The organism is Arthrobacter sp. TJ-238 (assembly GCF_058269215.1).
Genome location: NZ_JBZCNH010000014.1, coordinates 1 through 20,858, shown reverse-complemented (window position 1 = coordinate 20,858; position 20,858 = coordinate 1). Strand labels below are relative to the sequence as shown.

The following is a 20,858-nucleotide window of genomic DNA, read 5'->3' as shown; positions in this document are numbered from 1 at the left end:
ATGCCATTCACCAACCACACCAGGAGATCGCCATGCGCATCCTGTTCTCAGGCGTGCCCGCCATGGGCCACCTTCTTCCCCTCGTCCCCTTGGCTCATGCCGCCCACACTGCTGGGCATGATGTAGCACTGCTCACCAGCCCGGGCATGACCGCAATCATGAATGTCGAGATGCCGGGAATACCGGTCATCGACGGGGGGCCGATGCCGGACGTCCTGTTCGCCGAGGTCGCTCGAAGACTCCCGGGCAGCGATCCGGCAAACAACCCGCAGCCGGATTCTGTGGCCGAGTTCTTCGCCGGCACCCGCGTCGATCTGTCCTTCGACTCCGCGGTCGCTTCGGCGCGGGAATGGCAACCTGACGTCATCATCTGCGATGCAGTCGACTTCGTCGGGCCGCTCGTCGCGGCCGCCCTGGGCGTTCCGTCAGCGATCGTAGCGTTCGGGCCGGCGGTCCCGGAGGAGTTCATACAACCGATGGTCGAGGTCGTCGCGGATCGATACGTACGGCGCGGCCTGGTTCCGGTCACACCGCTTGCGGTGCTCGATCCGACACCTCCGATGCTGCAGGCTCCAGGATGACTCGCTGGGCCCACGAGCATTCCTTTCAGAGGTACACCTCATACCCGGCCCGGAGCCCGTAGCGCCCCGGTATGGCCTCGAGACCACGGACCTGACCCGAGAGTGCTGGTCACTCTGGGAACGGTTTTTGGAAACGAGGACCTTCCGAGGGACATCATCGACAGCATCGACATGACGGGCCACCAAGTGATCGCGACCGTCGGAGCGGCCAGTGCGACAGTAGATCAGGAGGCAGTTCGTTACGTTCCTTTCCATCCGATGGCCGATCTCCTTACCGGAACCGACGTTGTGGTCAGCGCCGGGGGAGCAGGAACCGTCCTTGGCGCTCTGAGTCAGGGGATTCCCCTGGTGCTCCTTCCGCAAGGGGCGGACCAGTTCATCAATGGCGAGCGCGCGGCCGGTGCCGGCGCAGCGATCGTTGTTCAAACACCGCAGGACGTCGGTTCGGCAATCGCACGGGTCCTGAATGAACCGTGCTTCAAGGAAGCTGCGCAAAGGATTCAGGGTCAGAACGCACGGCGACCCCAGCCGGCAGCTGCAGTTGAGGCGCTGCTGTCCCGCGTTGGAGCGCAAGAGAACTAGCTGACGTCGGCGCAGCAGTGCTCTGCATCCTTTCTCTGCATCCTTCGGAGCGCTGCTGAGCCGTTCTACTGCTTTCCTGTTCTACTGGTCCACTGTTCTACGGCGGTGATCATGCGAGGGTCCTCAGCAGCCGGGCGTACCGGCGTTCCTGGTACAGCCCGTGTGCCAGGGCCAGGACAAGGGTCGCCCCATTTCGAGCAGCTCATTGAGTGCCTGCTTCTTCACGGGAACTGGAAAGAACTGATCCGCGCCTGGAAGCAGAGTCCCGTAGAAGCGTCTGATCCTTTGGATAGCCGCTAGGGTGGCGACGTCTTCGAGTGAGGTGTCGATCAGTCTGTCGTAGGTGAAGAGCCCCAGTAGCAGGACGACGGGAATGATGACACCCAGAATGCCTGCGGCGAACTCTGTGTCCGCGAGGAATCCGAAGGCCACCAGCGCGCTGGACAACGTCATGAGGTAGAGAGACGCACGGCTGCTGGATTCGCTCACGGTGACGCCCCGTGCCGACTGGAGTACAGAATGCTCCTTCAAAAGTGCGTTGTAGAACGCCAGGGGGCGGTTCGACAACCCTGAGGCCGCTTCACCAGCGGAAGGCGAGGAAGGTAAGGGATTCATCTTTGATCTTTCCTACATAGACCCGGGTGCCAACGGAGGAACCTCGGACTCGTCTAGTCGCGGGTCTCTGAGATCCTCATGGGACGAGTCTGGCCAGGAGCGACAGTGCATGGTTGTTGTCGCTCCTGACCTGATTCCTGACGCATCTGCGGCCAGAGGAGCCCTGATCATCGCGTTGATCGCTCGGTGATCCCCTGCATCAGGTTCGTCCACGTGCACTCACGTTCAGTGTCAATCTCGTGGGCTGGAAGTGGAGCTTCAGGTTGCAGCAGGGCGGGCGTCAGCGGGTGCGGCTGCGAGTGCTTCGCTCATCTGAGTCGCGTTCAGGCGCACACCGTAGGCCGGGAGGTCGCGCTGGTATCGCCAGCCCTCAGAGAGCGGCCCGGCGTCGACGACGTCGGAGACCTCCTTCTTTGCATCCTGGTTGTCGCCCGCGACGGTCAGGGCGCGCCGGTTGGCGGTCCCTGCGGCTTGTCCGTCCGTGGTGAGGTCCGCCGCTCCGAGATTGTTGAAGGCCTTCACCACGGAGCTCGAGACGAGGTGCTGTTGCAGCAGTTCCGAGGTCGTCGTTGTTCTGGCATCGAGTTCTGGCACGTGTCCAAAGTATTCCGGATAGTAGTTTCCGGTGTCGATGACGACCTTGCCTTCGAAGTCCAAGGCTCTCAGGGCGGTGTAGGAACTGACCGGGATGGAGACGAAGACGAGATCTCCGGCGTGAGCTGCTTCGGTGACCGAGCCGGCTGTCGCGTTCGGGCCGAGTTCTGATACCAGTGCGGCCAGCTTTGCTGTGTCGCCGGCATTGGCGATGACGACTGTGTACCCCGCTTCCAGGGCTTTCCTGGCGAGTTGGCTGCCGACGTTACCGGCTCCGACGATTCCCAGTGCCTTCACTGTTCTGTCCTGTCGTTCTCGGCCGATGCCTGGTTCACCGGTGAGCTCTCACCTGCGGTGTCGTCACCGTCGTCGTCGATCGCGTTGATGAGCGACTGCACCGCGCTGAGCAGATTGTGCAGTGCCTGCGCCTCGATCGATTCCTCGCCCAGCTTCTGAATATCGAAGGCGGCCGCATTGGTATACGTGCGGGCGTCTGCTACAGCAGATGCATGTCGGAAGGTTGCCATGATTTCCTCTTTCACAGTGGTCTGTCTCGATGAGTCCGGGCTGGTCGCAGTCCTCATGCCGCAGGGAAGGCGGTGGGGAACGCTCCCTTGTCCGTCGAGACCATCCTTGACGGCTTGCGCCAAGGTAGGCATCCGTGATGTGACGTATGTGTTCCGGAACTGGCCGCACAGCGGAGTCGTAGAGCGATGGGACGTGCACCGATCGAGACTTCGCCAACGGTATGGGTGGTGCCGTGAGGCTCGGTAGGGGATCCGGGTACTAGGTCGTGGCATTGATGCGATCGAAAGCCTGACGCAACTGGGATCGGCTAGTGATGCCAAGTTTCGGGAAGACGCGGTAGAGGTGGGTACTGACTGTGCGGTGGGAGAGGTAGATCTGATCCGCGATTTCCTTGTTCGACAGGCCTTGGCTGGCAAGCGTGGCGATCTGAAGCTCCTGAGGTGTGAGCGCATCCAGGGCAGCAGGGGCGGGTGTGGTCGGGCGTCGAGGCAATTCTCCAGCGGCTCTGAGTTCCTGGGCAGCCCGATCAGCAAAGTGCCGGGAGCCAATGGACGTGAACGTTTGTAGTGCTGCCGAAAGGTACGTGCGTGCTTCCGTAGGTCTGCGATCACGGCGGAGCCATTCGCCGTACAGGAGCTGGGTGCGGGCTAGCTCCAAGGAGGATTCGCTGAGCTCCCCATGTTCGATTGCTCGTTCGAAATGGGTGCTCGCCTGTGACGGGCTGGCAAGAAGTGCCTTGCTGCGCTCCACCAGGGAGATGAGGAAAGGAGAGCGGTATCCCTTGGCGATGGTGTCCGCATACGTCACGTTCTCCATCACGGTCTCGGCCCGGTCTGCGCGTACAGCGGCTTCGGTGCGGTCCGCGATCGCCCAGAGGGCGCGCGTTGGGTGCACGCTCATGTGCGTGAATTCGATGAGCGCTTCGCGGAAGCGCTGTTGCCCCAGGGCGATGAGACCGGCGGCCCACCGTGCATCCGCACTCGTCATCGAAAGGGGCGCGGCCTTCATGGTCGCGCGACTGTGGGCTAGCGCGAGTTCGGCCTGATCGAAGTCCCCGAGGAGGGCGTGGGCACGAGCGACAGTGGCCGCTGCCGTGCTTTCCAGGAGGGATTGAGCGGTGTCCTGAGCCATTCTCATGGCGTACTCCGCATCGGCGAGGCCCTCCCTCACCTGCCCCCACAGCAGGGAGATGTTCGATCGACCCCGTAGTGTCTGCACCTCGTCTCCTGCAGCTCCCCGGCTCGCGAAGATCTCGTACGCCAGACTCCAGGCGGTCAGAGCGGTCTCCAGGTCCTGAAGGGCTTCCGCCGCGATCGCGACCGACACCAGGCCAAGCGGATTATCCACCAGCCTCGACACCAGTTGGGGTAGCTCCGCTCGGAGATCCGGGCTGCTTCCAAGTGGCCCCAGAACCGCCAGGGCAACTGTCCTGAGCGGATTCCCCCTGCCGGTGGACTGTAGTTCCTCCCGTAACCAGTCGCAGTCCTCCATGGAGGCGTTGCGGCCCCGAGCCGTGAGTGCAGCGCACCACAGGACGACCGTCCGGTACTCATCGTTCTGTGGTCCGGTGAGCTTCTCCAAGATCGACTCGAGGTCACTGCGCGTCAAACCCCTCGCTCCGGAGGTCAGGTTCATCACGGTTCTGATGCTCACAAGATCCGAGATCGTCTGCGGATCCTCTGCGATGAGTTCTGCGCGTTCAAGGCTCTCCAGCGCATGACCCGTATCTCCCGCCGATCGCGCTGCAGCAGCTGCCGATGCCAGCCGAGACGCTCGTCTACCGATGTGCTTCGAGAGCATGGCAGATTTCCGGAACGTCGCTGCGGCTTCTGCAAGGGCCCCGCGGCCTTCGGCGCGCCGGGCGACGTCGTCCAGCTCGCCGGCCACAGACTCATCACGTGTGAACGTTGCGGCAGCCCGATGCCATGCGGCGCGGTCCGGATCGGTCACCGCCTGCGCAAGGCTTTCGTGTATTCGACGCATGTCATCACTGGTGGCCGCGCCCTGGACGGCTGCCCGGAGGACAGGGTGTCGGAAGAGCACCGCACTGCTTTCGATACGTACAAGACCAGCGCGTTCGAGCGGGCTGAAATCGGCAAGGACGAGGTCCATAGAATGTGCTGCCTGCAGGAGGTCCGGAAGGCCGACGTCCTCGGCTACCGCAGCCAGCAGGAGCATCTGCTGGCTTCGATCGGGTAGGGAATTCAGCTGACTGAGGAACGTACGCTCCAGGCGTTCCGTCGTGGGAAGCACTGCGCGCAGAAATGCTTGTTCTGACCCGTTTTGACGCAATGCAACGGCCAGTTCGCGCAGCGCCAGGGGGTTACCGTTGGCCTCCCGCAGTACTCTTGCCTGTTCGCTGGGGGATAGGTCCGCTCCGACGGCAGCCATCAAATCCTCCGCCGATCGAAGATTGAGGGGTTCCAGGAGAAGCCGCTCGATGCGGTCGTCCGTTGTCGCCGTCGAGCCCCAGGTAGGTCGGGTTGCGAACAGCATGGCAATGGGGGCGCTGGTCAGACGCAGACCAGCAAACATGAGCACGTCGGCACTGGATTGATCCAGCCAATGCAGGTCATCCACGGTGATGAACAACGGCTTGTCCGACGCAGCCTCTTCGAGCAGGCTCAAGGTTGCCACGCAGACAACAAGTTTGCTCGGCGATGGGCCTTCCCGCATCGCCAGAGCTGTCATGAGTGCATCGCGCTGGCGCGGGGGAATCGCATCCAGAAGGTGCAGTACCGGATACAACACCTCGTGCAGGGCGTTGTAGCCGATCGTCTCCGATTGCTTCATGCCCGTACACCGCAGGACCCTCAGTCCTGCGCACCGCGCCTGCTTCTCGGCATGCCTGAGCAGCGCCGACTTCCCGATACCCGGTTCACCTTCGATCACGAGACTCTGGCTGAAGGCTGCTGCTGTCGGCAGCAAGGAGGAGATTCGTTCGAGCTCCTGCTCGCGCCCGATCAGGCGATCGCTGATGGGTCCCTGAGTCAGGTCAAGAGACTGAGGTCTGAAACCTGTCATGAGAACACCTTCGAACGCGCGGTTCCACAGGTCGTTCGGTCGCCTGCGATAGCGAGTCTGAACTCTGACCGGCATCCCGGTATCACGAAGGGGTCGTGCCCGTCGCCGGCACGTCGTCGGATTCCAATCACAGCATCCCTCTTGTTGTTACACGTCATCGGATCGACGGAGGTCGGCCTTCGGAGGCTCATGTTGCCGCCTACTAAATGGCACCCCGCGTGTTTACTGGCTCAAAACCAGCGCCGTCAGCTTCCCGGATGGAAATGGAAGGAGTACGCACCTGCGTCAGCTAGTTGCGTGAAATATCATACAAATATTCGCCGAGGGTGCAAGAGTGCGTCGGGCTGAACGCGCTGTGGATCGGAGTACGGGACACTCCCAGATCGAGGAAGTCCATCCGCAGCACTGGCGTCCGACGGATGAAGTGCGTATGTGTCGGTGTGATCGTATTGTTCAGAGGTCGAGGAGGACATGGATGTCAGGACGTTACGAAGTTGCCGAGGAGTCGCCGTTCGCTCTTCTCTCTGACACGGAGACGCGCGCGTGGTACGCCTATATGAAGGTCCACCTGCGCCTGCGGTACGAGATGAATCGGCAGCTGCGATCCGACCACAATCTTTCGCTGGCCGACTACGACATCCTCGTCGCCCTCATCAGCGACATCAACGGGACCCTGGCCGTTTCCAACCTTGCCACGCGCATCGGGTGGGAGCGCAGTCGGGTCAGTCATCATGCCAAGCGCATGGGCGAGAGGGGCCTCGTGCAGTTGCGGCCCAACGCCGCGGACAGGCGGTCGACCGAAGTCGTGCTGACCGAGCTCGGCAGAGCCACGATGGCGGCAGTATCACCGAGCCATGTGCGTCTCATCCGTCAGGTGTTCCTCGGTGTCCTCGATGAGGACAGGATGCAGATGCTGTCGGATACGTTCGAGCTGATCTATGACCAGCTGATCGAGTACGGGACGCTGCCGCGTCCCGATGATCACCCCTGAGAACACCTCGGAGAGCACCCGCGTCGGTTCACGCTGGATAGTGAGTACGTCACTTGACGGATGCTTCGGCGATCGGCTTCGGCCAAGGTGGGCAAGAGGCAACAGCCCTCATACCCGCGCTTGAGAAATGGAGCCACCATGGCCGGAAACCCCAAGAACTACGCCCTGTACCCGGAGTCGCAGGCGTTCGTCGATGCGACCGCCAACCCGCCCTTCCTGAACGAACTGCCTCCGGCCGAAGGGCGCAAGGCTGTCAACGGTGTGCAGGATTCACCCATCTTCAAGCCCGACATCGACGAGGAATGGATCGAGGTCCAGGGTGGCCCGACTGGCTCGGTGAAGGCCCGTATCGTCAAGCCTCTGAACAGCACCGGGGATCTTCCCGTCATTCTGTACATCCACGGCGCTGGATGGGTCTTCGGCAACGCGCACACCCACGACCGGCTGGTCCGAGACCTTGCCATCGGCGCCAACGCCGCCGTGGTGTTCCCCGAGTACGACAACTCGCCCGAGGTCGGCTACCCGGTAGCCATCGAGCAGAGCTACGCGGTGGCCCAGTGGGTTGCAGCCAACGGCAGCGAGAAGGGCCTGGACGCCAGCCGCCTGGCCATCGCCGGCGACTCGGTCGGAGGAAACATGACCATCGCCGTTTCCCTGCTCGCCAAGGAGCGCGGCGACCTGAACTTCGCCAAGCAGGTGCTGTTCTACCCTGTCACCGATGCCGCATTCGAGACAGGCTCCTACGACGAGTTCGCCGAGGGCTACTTCCTGACCCGTGAAGCCATGAAGTGGTACTGGGACCAGTACACCCAGGACCAGTCCGAGCGAGCCAAGTCGACCGCTTCACCTCTGCGGGCCTCCCTCGAGGAACTCGCCGGCCTGCCCGACACCCTGATCATCACCGCTGAAGCCGACGTCCTCCGGGACGAGGGCGAGGCGTTTGCAGCCAAGCTCCGCCAGGCCGGCGTCAAGGTCGCCAACGCCCGATTCGGGGGAGTCGTGCACGACTTCGTCATGATCAATTCCGTCCATGACACCGAGGCCGCGAAATACGCGATCATCCTCGCCGTTGCCTCGCTGAAGGAATCACTGGCCTAGGAACAAGTGGGGCGGATGTGGCTGACATATCTGCCCCACTTTCCACGGCGCACCCCCAATACGTGTATGACGGTCTCAAAGGAGAAGCCCATGACCGACTTCATCGATGCCATGGCTGAGGAGCACCTGAGAATCTGGAACTCCCCTCCCAGCGACCAACGCTCCACCGCGGTGGCACAGCTCTATTCATCGGCTGTCCTTGTTGCGGAGTCGGAAGCAACCTACAGGGGCCACTCCGGTATGGAGCAGGCAATCGACGGATTGCACGGCGCCCTGCCCAACATGCGCCTAAAGCTCACCGGCCCCATCCAAACCGCTCAGGACCTCTCCACCTATCCATGGTCCCTGGGCCCGGAAGGGTCATCGGCCATCGTGACAGGACGCGACGTCCTCACCATCAGAGACGGCGCTATCGCCGCCGTGTACGTCCTCATCGATGCACGTCAGGAGTCTGCACACTCCTGACGTGCATCGGGTCAACGGATAGATCCTGCAGGCTGAAGGTGAGGACGTGTCCGGGAAGCAGCGCCAGGCAAGGAAATCGCCGGTGGCGAACAGCTACCAACGAAACAGGACGAGGAGAACCCGTGGATATCGAAGCTGGAATTGATCAGGCCGTCCCTCCCAGCGGGAAGGGGTGCGTGGAGTGTGACGAGACAGAAAGTTGGTGGGTCCACCTTCGTCGCTGTGCAGCATGCGGCCACGTCGGATGCTGCGACGACTCGTTGAACAAGCACGCCACCGTCCACTACAGGCAAACAGGGCACCCTATCGTTCAGAGTTTCGAACCCGGTGAGGACTGGTACTGGAGCTACCCTCTGGAACAGATGTTCACCGGTCCGGAACTGGCACCGCCGACCAGTCATCCCGATGCCCAGGGAGTGCCAGGACCTCTGGACAGGGTGCCGAGGAACTGGCGCACCCTCCTCTTCGCCGGACGTCGAACATGAGCGAAACAGCAGCGGCCGCTGCACTGCGGGTGATCGGGCGAAGGGAAAGCCCGGAGGCCTTCGCTATCCGCGACTTCCTCACCAGGAGCGGAATCACCTACGCCTGGGAAGACGTCGGCTCCATCGAATTCTCCGAGCCCGCGTTGCTTCCTCTGGTCGAGTTCCCCGACGGCCGCCGCGTGAAGAACGCAACCGTCTCCACCGTCGCCGGGGCACTGGGATGGCTCTCCACACCCAAGCTCCACGAATACGACCTCTCAATCTATGGTGCCGGCCCCGCCGGTCTATCGGCAGCGGTCTACGCCGCGTCTGAGGGATTACGGGTCGTGGTCCTCGAGCGGGACGCTGTGGGGGGCCAGGCCGGCTCCAGCAGCCTGATCGAGAACTATCTGGGATTCCCACAGGGCATTGCCGGTGCCCAGCTCGCTGAGCGGGCACGCCAACAGGCCCTCGACTTCGGCGCAGAAATCCTGATCATGCGTGAAGGGATCAAGGGCAACTTCCGCAATGGGCTCATGTACGCGACACTCGCGGATGGCTCGACGATGGTGTCCCGTTCCAACGTGTGCGCCACAGGAGTGCGTTGGCGCCGTCTTGGCCTCGAGCACGAAGAACAGCTCATCGGCCGGGGCGTGTACTACGGCGCAGGGACGAGTGAAGCCGGGAACTGCGTCGACACCGAGGTCGTCGTCGTCGGCGGCGGGAACTCCGCCGGTCAGGCCGTCATGAACCTCGCGGCCTACGCGGCGCGAGTCGTGATGGTCGTGCGGGGGACATCCCTTGCCGCCACACTCTCGACCTACCTGTCCGAACGTATAGCGGCCCAGCCGAACGTGGAGGTCAGGCTTACGACGCGCGTGTCCGGCCTGCGCTCTGAAAGGGGAGTATTGACCGGCGTCGCTCTCAGTGACGCGACGGGTAGTCAGGAGGAGCACGAGGCGAGTCGGCTCTTCATCTGCATCGGAGGGGAACCGGAAACCGATTGGGCGGCAGGAACCCCTATCGTCCGAGACCAGTTGGGATACCTGGTCACAGGGCCTGACCTGCACGGCGAGGACCTCAACGGAGTATGGCCATTGGACAGACCGCCGTTCTACTTGGAGACGAGTGTTCCTGGTTCTTTCGCAGCCGGAGATGTCCGGCACAACTCCATCAAAAGGGTCGCATCAGCGGTAGGGGAGGGGGCTATGGCCGTGACCTTCGCCCACCGCTTCCTTGCAGAGGCCTTCTGACGCAGGAGCCAAGGCTCGCCTACTACCTCCCGATGAGCTTCGCACGGGAACCGGCAGCGGCCGACAACAGGGCCGCCATCAGCGTGAGACGCGGATGGCGGCCCTGTGGTCCGCGTAGAGAGAAGTTTCGATCGCCACGAGAGCGGCCGTAATGACTGTTGCCATGATCAGCGCCGCAAGAGGTGGGAGATGCGCGCCTGCGGGTACGAGGACCAGGAAGAGCACGGCTGTACCGAGCCTCCATCTCTTCCAGCCACCGCCGACTCTCCTCCAGAAGGATGCGTTCCCCAGCAGGTACAGGGCAAGGCCCCCGAGGAGGGCGAAAGCACCGACCATACCGAACCCCTCGACTTCCTCGGCGTGTGCAAGAGCATCTTCGATACCCAGCGCGGTCAGCACGATACCGGCCACCAGGAACAGATGCAGGTAGGTGTAGGCGTCAACAGCCAGTGCGGCACGAGCACTTCCGCGCAGCGAGGCGAACCGGTGCTCAGCGGCGATCGCGGTGACGTCAAAGTAAAGCCACCACAGGCCGATGGAAAGAGCGACGCCGGCGAACGCCCCGATGAGAACAGGGATGCTGACAGGCTCTTCAGAGGCTCCAACTCCGATGGCTACGATCGACTCGCCGAGGGCGAGGATGATGACGAGTCCGAAACGCTCAGTCCAGTGAGCCGCTGAATGCACCCGCCAGCTGCCGTGTCGGGATGTCACGTAGGTGATGGCGGTGTCGATGGTCATTCCCGCCAGCCACAGCCACGTTTGTGCTGATCCGCCCAGAGCGACTCCGAGGAGGATGAGGGTTGATCCGACAACCATGGCACCAGTCATCTTGATGACCTGCTGTCGGAGCGGTTTGTCCTCCCCTGCCGCGTAGGCGTAGAGACCCAGATGCAGGATCCGCACGGTGATGTACGCAAGGGCGAGGACGAGGGGGCCATGCAAGCCTCCCTCAAGGTCGTGGTAGGCCTCCGGAATGGCCAGGGCGGCGATGAAGACTGCGACCATCACCGCTGAGAGCCCGAATCGTACAATGCCTTCGTCCACACGAGTTTGGTTGGCCAGCCAGGCAAAAGACACCCAGGACCACCACAGCAAGCCGAGGATAATCATTCCCTGAAGCACACCGAAGAAAGAATGTTCGTGTGCCATCAGACCGGTGACCTGCGTGAAGGCGAAGACGAAGACCAGGTCGAAGAACAGCTCGAACTTCGTCACACTATGGGACTCATCCGAGACGCGCGCGGCGGGTATGGGCTTACGCAAGGGCATGATCAAAAGGATAGGGGCCGGCTGTTTCCACATGGCAGTTGAACCTGGAGATTTCGAAGGCGATCACCAGTATCCAGCTGTACCTCCGGGCTTGAGTCTGTCGTGCATCTCCGCGGCCCGACTTTTGTTTCGGGGTACCTGATCTGATCATGATGCCCGGGAGTGGCTGATAATGTCGCTTAGCCGGCCCGACCAAGCCGTGCCGTGTCCAGGCAGGACAGTAACTGCACCCAGATCGGGAAGTTCTTCAAGAGTCTGACGGGCCAGTCCCACGTCGTGGTGAAACATGGCCGGCAACAGCTGTGGGCCCGCCGAGCGTAGCGTCCGATGCCCTGTCACGAGCGCATCGCCTGTCACCAATATTCTGCTGTCTTCGAAGTAGAATCCCGTGTGCCCGCTCGTGTGACCGGGCAGGGGTATCACAACCGGGATCCCGGGCGCAGCAACACGGTTCTCCAAGTTGAGGGGGAGCGGCAGTGCTGCCTCGACTTTCGTCTCCGCGCTATCCCTGAGAAGTGGAATGACGGCAGCGACCCACCGAAACACCCCAGGACGCGCGATGTTCCGCGCAATGTCCTTCATGCCCACCTGCTGTAAGTACTTGCGCTGGAGGTGGGGGACTTCGGTTGCGCTGGCGTATACGGGGATACCGTAATCATTCGAGAGCCAGCGTGCACCGCCGATATGGTCGGCATGTGCATGCGTGATGAGGACAGCATCGAGATCTGTCACGGCCAGTCCTACCTCCACCAGCGATGAAAGCAATGCCTGACGCTGTCCGGCATAGCCGCTATCGATCAGGATGGCGCCGTCGCCGCCAGAGTAAATGACCCAGTTCACGTGCTCGGTGTGCACAAAGGTCACTGGGCCAAACGACTGTACTTTCATTGGTCCTCCTACATCTTCAGGTACCAACCTCACGTTTGCGGTCGATCGCACAGAGGCGGCGCGAGTAGATGCCGCCGCCTCTGGCCTAAGGTGGTCCGGCTGCTCAGCCGCACCCGCCGGGCATACGCTTGCTGGCGGACTCAGGGTCAGCATCGGGGCGCGCCCAGTACTGTGGGACGTCCAGTGCCTTCGTCCACGACGTGCGGTGCGCTGTGAAGATCTCCATGGTCGGCGGCTTGATTCGTTCGGGGTCGTTGACACTTCCCAGCATGACGAAAACCTGCCCCGGAAAACCTGAGAGCTTGTTGGTGAACACCCTCGATCCGCATTCAGGACAAAAGTTGCGTTCGAGCGTGTTTCCGCTGTCGGCCACATACGGGTAGGAGTGCGGAGTGCCGCTGAGAAGCTTGAAGTCGTCCTCGGCTACGCTGAAATAGCTGGCCATGACACCGCCGGACGACCGCTGACAATCCTTGCAGTAGCAATTCGCAACGAAGTCGGGGGCGTTGCTGAACTCATAGGTAAGGGCGCTGCACTCGCATCGCCCTGTGAACTTGTCCGCCATGTGTAACTCCTCGAAAGCTAGGTGAACGCCACTCTCAGATTCGCTTCGGAGTGGCCTCCGCACCTGTTGGCAGAGTGCAGGCGTCCCACGATGGGACCAGTCCATCTTGCGGACCGGTGCGGCCTGGATCATCCGTCATATGACGGTGAGCGAGTAGGCCCTCATGAACTGACTCGTCGATGCCCTTCGCGAGCTCGGGTCCGGCTTCTCTTCCTTCGGTAGGCGGGTGCACCGCAAGGTCGAGGGTGACAACTTTTACATCAACCCGCTGTTCTTCCACGTCGAGCAACTGCGCCACTTCGTCATCGAACTGATGACTGACAATCTCCAGTGTGAGGACGCCTGCAGATTCGACTTCTACATCGCGTTGGTCGGCGACAAGATCCGCCACGAAACACACAACGGCACCGTCGGCACCCTGATGTGCGGGAGCAACAACGATTACACCGCTCGCTACGACCCCCGCCACACCGAGTTTCCCATGGTGGTTTCCACCTACACCGACGCAAGTCGCCAGCCGCAGAACGACGCCGGCGGATGCTGGAAACCTCACTGTTGTGTTCGATCAGGTGAGTTCGAGCACCAGCGAGTAGGGGTCTCGTCAACATAAGTTGATACAAGATCAACTGTCGGCGTTGTCGTACAACGCGGAATGACTGCCTCGTGACTCTCTGCGGTGGCGATTTGCGCCATTGGCGAAGGCGGGTCTGGCTCGGGCGCGCCGAGACGTACTTCGAGGATGCGCAGTCAGTCGTCGTGTTGGCGCCGGATGAAGCCGGTCATGCCTGGGACGGTGAAGGCGACTCGTCCGTAGTCGGGGGAGTAGATGATCCCTTTGCTGATGAGTTGTGCTCGGGCTGGTCCGAGTGCGGTGATTTTGACGCCGAGCCGCTCAGCGATTCGGCTTGTGCTGGAGCCGTTGTCTCCGTCTTCGGCCATAGCTCGTAGATAGGAGCGTTCCTTGCGGGTTGCCCGTCCCCAACGGGAGGAGAAGAATCCGGCATCGAGCTGACCCAGGCCCAGTGCGACGGCGAGCTCCGCGTCACTTCCTGTGAAGGGGGTGGCGGGAGCGGCGTCCCAGATGGCCTTGCCGAATTCCTGGATGAAGTAGGGGTAGTTCCCCGACGACTGGAGCAAGGTGGTGAGAGCTTCGGGGGAGTACTCGGCGCCCATCTCCTTGGCGGGTCGGGTAAGTGCGTATTGGGCGTCGGCCTCCTCGAGCGGGCCGATAGTGCGGTAGTCGAAAAGCCGTTCGGCGTAGGTCCGTGCTTCGCTGAGGGTCGTGGGTAGGTTCGGCAGTCCCGCACCGATGATGTAGAACGGCCACCCGCGCTGGCCAGCGGTGTGCTGAACGGTGATGAGCGCAGTCAGCAGATCCTGGTCGAGGTCCTGCATTTCATCGATGAAGATCGCGAAGGCGCTGTTGTCCGCTTTCAGTGCCAGAGACACGTCCTCGACGAGTTCCTCGAGATCAATGTCGATCGTCCCGGAGTTCGCTCGATCACCCCGCACGCCGGCTGCGTTGTCTTCGCCCTGGGCTGAAGCCATGCTGATGTCGACCTTGATGCCGGGGACGCCCAGAGCCAAAGTGAAGGACTGGATGGTTCCCAGGGCTTGACGGAGTCGTTCCTTGCCAGAGGGTCCGTTGTAGCGGCGGGCCGCCGAGGTCAGTTCGCGGGCGAACTTCTCGCGGACTTCGGTGAAGCCTTGCGCTTCGGGTTTGCCTTCGAGCCAAATGGCGAACCAACCGTGATTGTCGGCGTGAGCACGCAGATAGTTGAGCAGCACCGTCTTGCCGACGCCTCGCAGGCCTGAGAGCACCATGCCCCGGTTCTGCAGATCGCGTCTGGTTCGGGCGACGATGAGATCGAAAGTGTCGATCTCTTGCTGCCGGCCTCCCATGACGGGCGGACGGAGCCCGGAGCCGGGGTTGTAAGGGTTGAGCTCAAGATGCATCTAGTGAGATCGGGTGATCAAGTGGACACTTGGTGCGGGCCTGCAGGAAACGACCCTGACGGTAGAGCAACATACCTCTGTCAGGTGTAAGGAGTCGTTGGTGCGGCGGCTAGCGGCGAGCAGCCCCGCCAGATCCGCATTGCTGAAGGGCCGGGTCGCGGTGCTGGAGTAGACCATCGACAACATCCGCTCCTTCCGAGCGACCCCCTCGTCGGGCGCGACGCCGGTGAGGGCTCTGTCACCCTCAGGCAGGCTCCACCTACCGCCACCCGCCCGAAGGACAGCTCCTATATTCGCATCAGGGGGGGCGACAATGTCGGCGTCTGGGTCGGCATCCGGATCGGTTTGTAGGTCGTGTTGGGTGTGTTCTCGTTTTTGCTGGAACTGTGGGAGGCTCGAGCTTCACGGCAGATGTCATCAATCATCTCGTTAACGGAATGGGCGATCAGGTCCCGGTCAAAAGCGGGAAGGCGGATCAGTCCATGCAGGTATGCGTTGACCTCGTATTCCTTCACGTTGCCGCCCACGCCCAGGCGATACACGCAGAGTTCTTCCACTGAAATCCCGAATCGACGCAGACCTCTGCGCAGGGCAGATGCAAGACCTTGAGCCAACCCTCCCCCTGTGGCACAAGCTCATCGCTCACTCAAGGTGGCTTCTCCAGGTCCGTAACGGTGGTGAGTGTGCAGGCGGTTCCCCTGGTTCGTGCTATCTCGGTGTGTGCGGGACAAGCAGCGAAGCGAGGGGAGCTCATACCGTGCTCCGCGCTGACATCCGTGCGCTGTTACCTGCGAGGAGGTTAGTCCTTGCTGCTAATCGTTGCTGCGCTTACCGCTCCTGCCCGCAGTGAGGCCGAGCCAGACAAAGATCCCGGCGAGGATGAGGAACGTGAGCATGCTGGGTCGGCCGCCCGCCATGCCCGAAAGACCGACCACCCCGAAGGTGAACGCGATCAGCAGGTAGGGCATGTTCAGGTCCTTCGACATACCCGCGATCCTAGAACCGGCCCATCCTCCTCTCAAGCGTCCGTGATCGCCGTACTAAACGCCGTTTATCGGACCGTCCCCTCAACTGCGGTTTTCTTGGGTTGGATGGGCTTTTGTGAGGTACTGGAACGAGTCCCGGCCGTTGGCGGGCAGCGTTGCGGGCAGACTCGGGCGCTTCGGATCGACTGGTAGAAGGACGTGTTGTCGTTGGTAGCGAGTGCGCTCGGGGTGGTGGTGACCGGGATGGGTGCTATGACGCCCGTTGGAGGAACCATCGCGCAGACATGGGACAGTCTCATCGCGGGTCGCTCGGGAATCGCAGCTTTGGACCAGCCGTGGGCGCAGGAGCTGCCGGTGCGGATTGCCGGGCGCGTCACTACAGATCCCGCAGCGTTGCTGTCCACCAGGGAGTACCGGCGGATGGATCGCTGCGGGCACCTGGCGTTGGTCGCATCGCGGGAGGCATGGGACCAGGCCGGTGAACCTGATGTTGACCCTGACAGGCTCGCTGTCGTGATCGGATCCGGCTACGGGGGTCTGGGTACGGTGTTGTCCCAGGTCCGGACCCTTGATGCCGGGGGCTCGCGCCGGGTTTCGCCGCACACACTGACGCAGATCATGGTGAATGGTCCTTCGGCGTGGGTGTCGATTGATGTCGGCGCGCAGGGAGGCGCCCGTACACCCGTGAGTGCCTGTGCCTCGGGGGCTGAAGCGATCGCCCAGGGCGTCGAAATGATCACCTCGGGAGCCGTCGATGTCGTCGTGGCCGGGGGAGTGGACGCCTGCGTCAATGACCTGGCAATCAGCGGTTTCGCTCAGCTTCGGGCCTTGTCTACGAGTCAAGGCGACCCGACCATGGCTTCACGGCCTTTCGACCGTGACCGGAACGGGTTCGTGATGGCAGAGGGCGCCGGCATCATCGTCCTCGAGCGGGAGGAATTCGCCCGGGCGCGTGGTGCCCAAATACTCGGTCGGATCGCTGGGACTGCCGTGACCTCTGATGCCGGTGACATCGTGGCCGCGGACCAGGCCATCCAGCATCGGGTGATGCAGAAAGCTCTTGCGGCGGCAGGGCTCACCGGGTCGGACATCGATTTCGTTCACGCACACGCCACGTCCACCCCCGTCGGTGACCTCCTCGAGGCCGGGGCGATCGCGGCGGTAGTCGGCAATGACGTGCCAGTCACTTCTACCAAATCCATGACCGGGCACCTGCTCGGCGGAGCCGGGACACTCGGTGCCATCGTGACCCTTCAGGCGCTGAGGACGGGTCAGCTGCCTGGCACCCTCAACTTCGAGAACCCCGACCCGAAGATCGACCTCAACGTCATCAAGACGACGACCGGATGTGCCGGCTCGACAGCAGCCATCACCAACGCCTTCGGATTCGGCGGCCACAGCGCTGCCCTCGTCATCACCGCTGCCTGATAGGCCCCTCTTAGAGGTGACCAACCTGTCGGTCCAGCAGCGGGGACAGCCACGTCGAAGACGCCTTAGTATGCGTACTGGCCGGCCGAGCACGCCAGTACCCGGCTGACGCCGTGTTGGCGGTATGCGAGGGGGGGTACGAAGCATGTCACAGCCCACACACTGTCGTCGTTCTTGTCTTCCGTGCGACCAACCCATGGGACATGGTTGTTCCGTATCAATCCCGGGTAGGCGGTGCGTGGCTGGACCGCGCACCACCCCCCCGGTTCCTCGCCGAGGTAAGCGATGATCCCCGTGGTCCGAGGTGATGTTGGATCGTCGCAGTACGTTGCTTGGCGGAGCCGCTGGGCTCGTTCTTCTGCAGGGAAGGACGCGAAGCTTTCTCGGGGCTGCAATGCGTAACGCTGGCATTGACACCTGCCAGGCGACGCGGCGCTGAGCGCCGATTGAAGATCCTCCCAGGGCGCCTCGTTGGCAGGGATGACCCGCATGGATGCAGCCGCGAGTTCTGCCCGCGGCCCAGCACCTGTCATCAGCACCACCCCTTCAAGAACTGGCTGGTTGTACATGAGCCAACCTAGCGGGAGGAACGGCCGACTTCAGTCCGCCTTCGCCATAGTTAGCGCAAGAGCGGTCAACACGGGTCCTGCTTTCGATCGAAACAGTAGCTCACCCACAGGTGGACGGCTTTGAGCTCCACCCTTAGGGCTCCACCCGCCCACAGGTGGCTGACCGACACCGCGGCCACTGCTGACCTCGACGCTTCTGTCCCCAATGCCACCCGAGGTGACCCACTCGTGTCGGCGACATGGGTGGGTGTGTGCAGCGTGGTATCGGTCATCATGCATCGGCCAGATGCTGCAAAATGTGTTCGATCAGCTGACGACAACCCGTGAGAAGCGGGCGAGGCAGTCGCCATCGTTGACATAGGAGTATCGCTGCGCCGTCCCGAAGGCGAGGTGCTCACCCGCAGTCAGTACGACGTCGCCGCATTCCTGCCTCACACGAATGGATCCCTCGGAGACCATGAGCAGTTCGGACCAGCCTTCGGGGTCGGGTTCAGCGTCGTAACGGTCCCCGGGTTCCAATACCCACGCCCACAGCTGGGCGTCTCTCGCAGCAGGAACCGAGGCCAGCAGCATCGCGGAGCTACCCGGTCGGCCTTGCCAGGCCAGCTCGCGAATATCGGCGCGGGCCGCAGCCGGGGCGGCGACCAGGTCGACGAAGGTGACGCCCAGCGCGTCTGCTAGATGGTCCAGGCCCGTCAGGCTGATATTCGCTTCACCGGATTCGAGCTTGATGATCGTCCTTCTGCTGATACCGGCCCGGGCTGCCAGGGCGACCTGACTGAGATCGGCCGCGGTCCGGAACCGATGCACATTCGCCCCCACATGGGCCAGGACCTGCGATGTTCCACCCATTTGCATGTGCACAATTCTGCACCATAAAGTGTGCATCATGTTGCACATACCGGCCCGTGAGCGTTGGCTCTCCCGCCGAGAGCTCGCCCTCGTTCTCGTCACTGCTGTGTGGGGGGCGACATTCCTCGTGGTGCATATCGCCGTGCAGTACAGCGGGCCGTGGTTCTTCGTCGGCATGCGCTTCATTACCGCGGGCCTCATCAGCGCGGTGATCTTCGCCCGGATTCTCCCCGGCATCACGAGGAAGGAAGTAGTGGCTGGAGCTGCGATCGGGGTGATGATCTTCCTCGGTTACGGGTTGCAGACCGTAGGGTTGCAGACGATCACCAGTAGCACCTCCGCGTTCATCACCGCCCTCTACGTCCCGCTCGTGCCCGTGCTGCAGTGGATCGTGTTCAAGAAGCCCCCCCGACTTCTCACCTGGGTCGGTGTCGTGCTTGCCTTCACCGGCCTGATACTGCTCGCCGACCCGGGCAGCACCAGTTTCTCCTTCGGCTCAGGGGGGATCGTGACAATCGTCAGCACCCTCCCGATCGCCGCGGAGATCATCCTCATCAGCTGGTTTGCCGGCAAAGTCAACCTCGGCCGGGTGACCGTCGTGCAGCTTCTCGTCGCCGGGCTCCTCGGTTTCCTGACGATGCCCGTCGTGGGCGAGCAGTCACCGGCATTCTCCTGGGTGTGGGTGGCCTCAGCAGTCGCCCTCGGTGCGGCGAGCTGCCTTATCCAGCTCACCATGAACTGGGCACAGAAGTCGGTCTCGCCGACCCGGGCCACAATCATCTACGCCGCGGAACCCGTCTGGGCCGCACTCATCGGCCGCATCGCCGGCGAACGCCTCCCACAGATCGCAATCGTCGGTGCCGCGTTCATCGTCGCCGGTGCCCTGATCAGCGAACTGAACCCCCGCAAATCCCCCGAGTACACCACCGACACCACTGCTCCCAACGACCGCACACCGGACGCTGACGACGCAGCGACCCCCACTCCTCAGCTTGAGCGAACGGACTGAAATATGGCCCTTCCGAGCACCGACATCACCACTACCTCTCTCGAGGCGCGACGACCTCGACAGGGACTGTACATCGCATCAAACCCCTCCCCGACGGGCGCTCCGCAGTTCTGCTCGATGAGAAAGCGTTCTCGAACTGACTATGAAAACCGTCATTAGGGCGGGTCTGCAGTAGTGGCAAAACCCGTATGCGTAAGTATCACCATCCTCTGTCGCGCTCGGATGGGTTTTTCCACCCTTCCAACCTGCTGCGTTTGGGTACGCCTCAACGCAACAGTGCACCTGCGCTCGAACCACGTAGTTCTAGGATCCGTTCAAGGCTTTGCAACACAGGGGTTTAAGGGTTTAGGCATTATGCAACGCCTGTCCGGTCGGTCGTTCGTGGGGAGTACCTCACCGTGCAGAGCGTCACTGGTCCTGACCACGGAGCACGGGGCTGCGGTGCGGTGCTTCTTCAGCTACGAGGCATGGCAGTCTTGCCCCCGATGTCGGTGGTTAGTTGTAAACCTTGTTTACTACTGACGAGGAGAGACCTACGTGGCAACGAGCAAGCAGCACCCGCACTCGTCTGGGCAGGTCGTCTCCGTGCGACTTCCACCGGACACCATCAAGCGGATCGACGCCCTGGCTGAGCACACGGGTCGCAGCCGCGGTCTCTATATCCGCCTCGCGCTGGATGCCCTCCTGCCAAAGCTCGAGGAAGATCACTGGAATCAGAAGACTGCCCGTTACGAGCAGGGCGGATTCGATCGTGACTTCGAACAGCTCACGACGCATCTCATGGAAGAGCCGGAGTGCGGCCCTTGAACCAGCACGCCCGCCCGTTAGCGCATGGTCAGCCGGACGGGCCGAGGCGGGGTGTTACGGAGACGCTGTCGCGGATTCGGTTTGGCATCCAGGTGCCTTGAACACGCCCATTCGATGGCAGGGGACAGTCGAGTTGGCCGGAAGTCACTCCTGTCGTCGCAGGCCATTCCCCTGAACGCAGTCAATCGCACCCGTTACTGCCTTCATGCAGCGCGACCTGTGTCACTGTAGACGGATGACACCGGACGCAGGAACCTATGACCTCGAGGATCTGCGGGCGCGGGTCATGCAAAAGCACGGCGGATCGGTGGACGACAGCATCCCCGAACTT

Annotated in this window: 21 protein-coding genes and 1 pseudogene; 11 read left to right on the top strand and 11 right to left on the bottom strand. The window is 62.3% G+C overall.

Going from position 1 to position 20,858, the window contains the following annotated elements:
- The first annotated feature begins 32 nt into the window (after positions 1 to 32).
- Together AC4D2O_RS18955 and AC4D2O_RS18950 are read left to right on the top strand one after the other, a co-directional pair.
- Positions 33 to 581, top strand: a complete 549-nt coding sequence (locus AC4D2O_RS18955; RefSeq protein WP_490908956.1) for a glycosyltransferase family protein — start codon at positions 33 to 35, stop codon at positions 579 to 581.
- 102 nt (positions 582 to 683) lie between these two features.
- Complete coding sequence (locus AC4D2O_RS18950; RefSeq protein ID WP_490908955.1) at positions 684 to 1,163, top strand: glycosyltransferase; 480 nt, start codon at positions 684 to 686, stop codon at positions 1,161 to 1,163.
- A gap of 123 nt (positions 1,164 to 1,286) precedes the next feature.
- Here AC4D2O_RS18950 and AC4D2O_RS18945 read toward each other — a convergent pair whose 3' ends face one another.
- The 4 genes from AC4D2O_RS18945 to AC4D2O_RS18930 form a co-directional block, all read right to left on the bottom strand.
- The gene (locus AC4D2O_RS18945; protein ID WP_490908954.1) at positions 1,287 to 1,652 is read right to left on the bottom strand and encodes a hypothetical protein; all 366 of its coding nucleotides are present in this window, start codon (positions 1,650 to 1,652) and stop codon (positions 1,287 to 1,289) included.
- Positions 1,653 to 2,036: 384 nt separating this feature from the next.
- Positions 2,037 to 2,669: an NADPH-dependent F420 reductase gene (locus AC4D2O_RS18940; protein ID WP_490908953.1), complete on the bottom strand. Its 633-nt coding sequence runs from the start codon at positions 2,667 to 2,669 to the stop codon at positions 2,037 to 2,039.
- Positions 2,666 to 2,899, bottom strand: coding sequence for a hypothetical protein (locus AC4D2O_RS18935; protein WP_490908952.1), 234 nt, complete (start codon positions 2,897 to 2,899; stop codon positions 2,666 to 2,668). The genes AC4D2O_RS18940 and AC4D2O_RS18935 overlap by 4 nt, the downstream gene beginning before the upstream one ends.
- Positions 2,900 to 3,158: 259 nt before the next feature.
- Positions 3,159 to 5,924: a helix-turn-helix transcriptional regulator gene (locus AC4D2O_RS18930; protein ID WP_490908951.1), complete on the bottom strand. Its 2,766-nt coding sequence runs from the start codon at positions 5,922 to 5,924 to the stop codon at positions 3,159 to 3,161.
- A gap of 475 nt (positions 5,925 to 6,399) precedes the next feature.
- Between AC4D2O_RS18930 and AC4D2O_RS18925 the strand changes: the two genes are divergently transcribed.
- From AC4D2O_RS18925 to AC4D2O_RS18905, 5 genes are all read left to right on the top strand, one after another.
- Positions 6,400 to 6,915, top strand: a complete 516-nt coding sequence (locus AC4D2O_RS18925; protein WP_490908950.1) for a MarR family winged helix-turn-helix transcriptional regulator — start codon at positions 6,400 to 6,402, stop codon at positions 6,913 to 6,915.
- Between the two features lie 138 nt (positions 6,916 to 7,053).
- A complete protein-coding gene (locus AC4D2O_RS18920; protein ID WP_490908949.1) occupies positions 7,054 to 8,013 on the top strand; it encodes an alpha/beta hydrolase in 960 nt (319 codons plus the stop codon).
- 90 nt (positions 8,014 to 8,103) lie between these two features.
- Entirely contained in the window at positions 8,104 to 8,478 is a 375-nt protein-coding gene (locus AC4D2O_RS18915; RefSeq protein ID WP_490908948.1) for a hypothetical protein, read from the top strand.
- 122 nt (positions 8,479 to 8,600) lie between these two features.
- Positions 8,601 to 8,963, top strand: a complete 363-nt coding sequence (locus tag AC4D2O_RS18910; protein ID WP_490908947.1) for a UBP-type zinc finger domain-containing protein — start codon at positions 8,601 to 8,603, stop codon at positions 8,961 to 8,963.
- Positions 8,960 to 10,195, top strand: a complete 1,236-nt coding sequence (locus tag AC4D2O_RS18905) for an NAD(P)/FAD-dependent oxidoreductase (protein ID WP_490908945.1) — start codon at positions 8,960 to 8,962, stop codon at positions 10,193 to 10,195. Before AC4D2O_RS18910 ends, AC4D2O_RS18905 begins: the two co-directional genes overlap by 4 nt.
- A gap of 78 nt (positions 10,196 to 10,273) precedes the next feature.
- Here AC4D2O_RS18905 and AC4D2O_RS18900 read toward each other — a convergent pair whose 3' ends face one another.
- The 3 genes from AC4D2O_RS18900 to AC4D2O_RS18890 form a co-directional block, all read right to left on the bottom strand.
- The gene (locus tag AC4D2O_RS18900) at positions 10,274 to 11,413 is read right to left on the bottom strand and encodes a low temperature requirement protein A (RefSeq protein WP_490908944.1); all 1,140 of its coding nucleotides are present in this window, start codon (positions 11,411 to 11,413) and stop codon (positions 10,274 to 10,276) included.
- Between the two features lie 201 nt (positions 11,414 to 11,614).
- Entirely contained in the window at positions 11,615 to 12,355 is a 741-nt protein-coding gene (locus AC4D2O_RS18895) for an MBL fold metallo-hydrolase (RefSeq protein ID WP_490908942.1), read from the bottom strand.
- Between the two features lie 103 nt (positions 12,356 to 12,458).
- Positions 12,459 to 12,920 carry a GFA family protein gene (locus tag AC4D2O_RS18890; protein ID WP_490908941.1) on the bottom strand — a complete coding sequence of 154 codons (462 nt, stop codon included), beginning with the start codon at positions 12,918 to 12,920 and terminating at the stop codon, positions 12,459 to 12,461.
- A gap of 190 nt (positions 12,921 to 13,110) precedes the next feature.
- On the opposite strand from AC4D2O_RS18890, the pseudogene AC4D2O_RS18885 reads away from it, so the two are divergent.
- Positions 13,111 to 13,530, top strand: a pseudogene (locus AC4D2O_RS18885) (PDDEXK nuclease domain-containing protein); the annotation flags it as partial.
- Between the two features lie 137 nt (positions 13,531 to 13,667).
- On the opposite strand, the gene AC4D2O_RS18880 reads toward AC4D2O_RS18885, so the two are convergent.
- The 3 genes from AC4D2O_RS18880 to AC4D2O_RS18870 form a co-directional block, all read right to left on the bottom strand.
- Entirely contained in the window at positions 13,668 to 14,876 is a 1,209-nt protein-coding gene (locus AC4D2O_RS18880) for an ATP-binding protein (RefSeq protein WP_490908940.1), read from the bottom strand.
- Between the two features lie 287 nt (positions 14,877 to 15,163).
- Complete coding sequence (locus AC4D2O_RS18875; RefSeq protein WP_490908939.1) at positions 15,164 to 15,418, bottom strand: hypothetical protein; 255 nt, start codon at positions 15,416 to 15,418, stop codon at positions 15,164 to 15,166.
- Positions 15,419 to 15,688: 270 nt separating this feature from the next.
- Positions 15,689 to 15,862, bottom strand: coding sequence for a hypothetical protein (locus tag AC4D2O_RS18870; RefSeq protein WP_490908938.1), 174 nt, complete (start codon positions 15,860 to 15,862; stop codon positions 15,689 to 15,691).
- Positions 15,863 to 16,069: 207 nt separating this feature from the next.
- Between AC4D2O_RS18870 and AC4D2O_RS18865 the strand changes: the two genes are divergently transcribed.
- A complete protein-coding gene (locus AC4D2O_RS18865) occupies positions 16,070 to 17,290 on the top strand; it encodes a beta-ketoacyl-[acyl-carrier-protein] synthase family protein (protein WP_490908965.1) in 1,221 nt (406 codons plus the stop codon).
- A gap of 875 nt (positions 17,291 to 18,165) precedes the next feature.
- Here AC4D2O_RS18865 and AC4D2O_RS18860 read toward each other — a convergent pair.
- A complete protein-coding gene (locus tag AC4D2O_RS18860; RefSeq protein WP_490908936.1) occupies positions 18,166 to 18,717 on the bottom strand; it encodes a helix-turn-helix domain-containing protein in 552 nt (183 codons plus the stop codon).
- A gap of 31 nt (positions 18,718 to 18,748) precedes the next feature.
- Here AC4D2O_RS18860 and AC4D2O_RS18855 point away from each other — a divergent pair, with 31 nt between their 5' ends.
- The gene (locus tag AC4D2O_RS18855; RefSeq protein ID WP_490908935.1) at positions 18,749 to 19,720 is read left to right on the top strand and encodes a DMT family transporter; all 972 of its coding nucleotides are present in this window, start codon (positions 18,749 to 18,751) and stop codon (positions 19,718 to 19,720) included.
- A 537-nt stretch (positions 19,721 to 20,257) separates the two neighbouring features.
- The gene (locus tag AC4D2O_RS18850; RefSeq protein ID WP_490908934.1) at positions 20,258 to 20,527 is read left to right on the top strand and encodes a ribbon-helix-helix protein, CopG family; all 270 of its coding nucleotides are present in this window, start codon (positions 20,258 to 20,260) and stop codon (positions 20,525 to 20,527) included.
- The last annotated feature ends 331 nt before the right edge of the window (positions 20,528 to 20,858 follow it).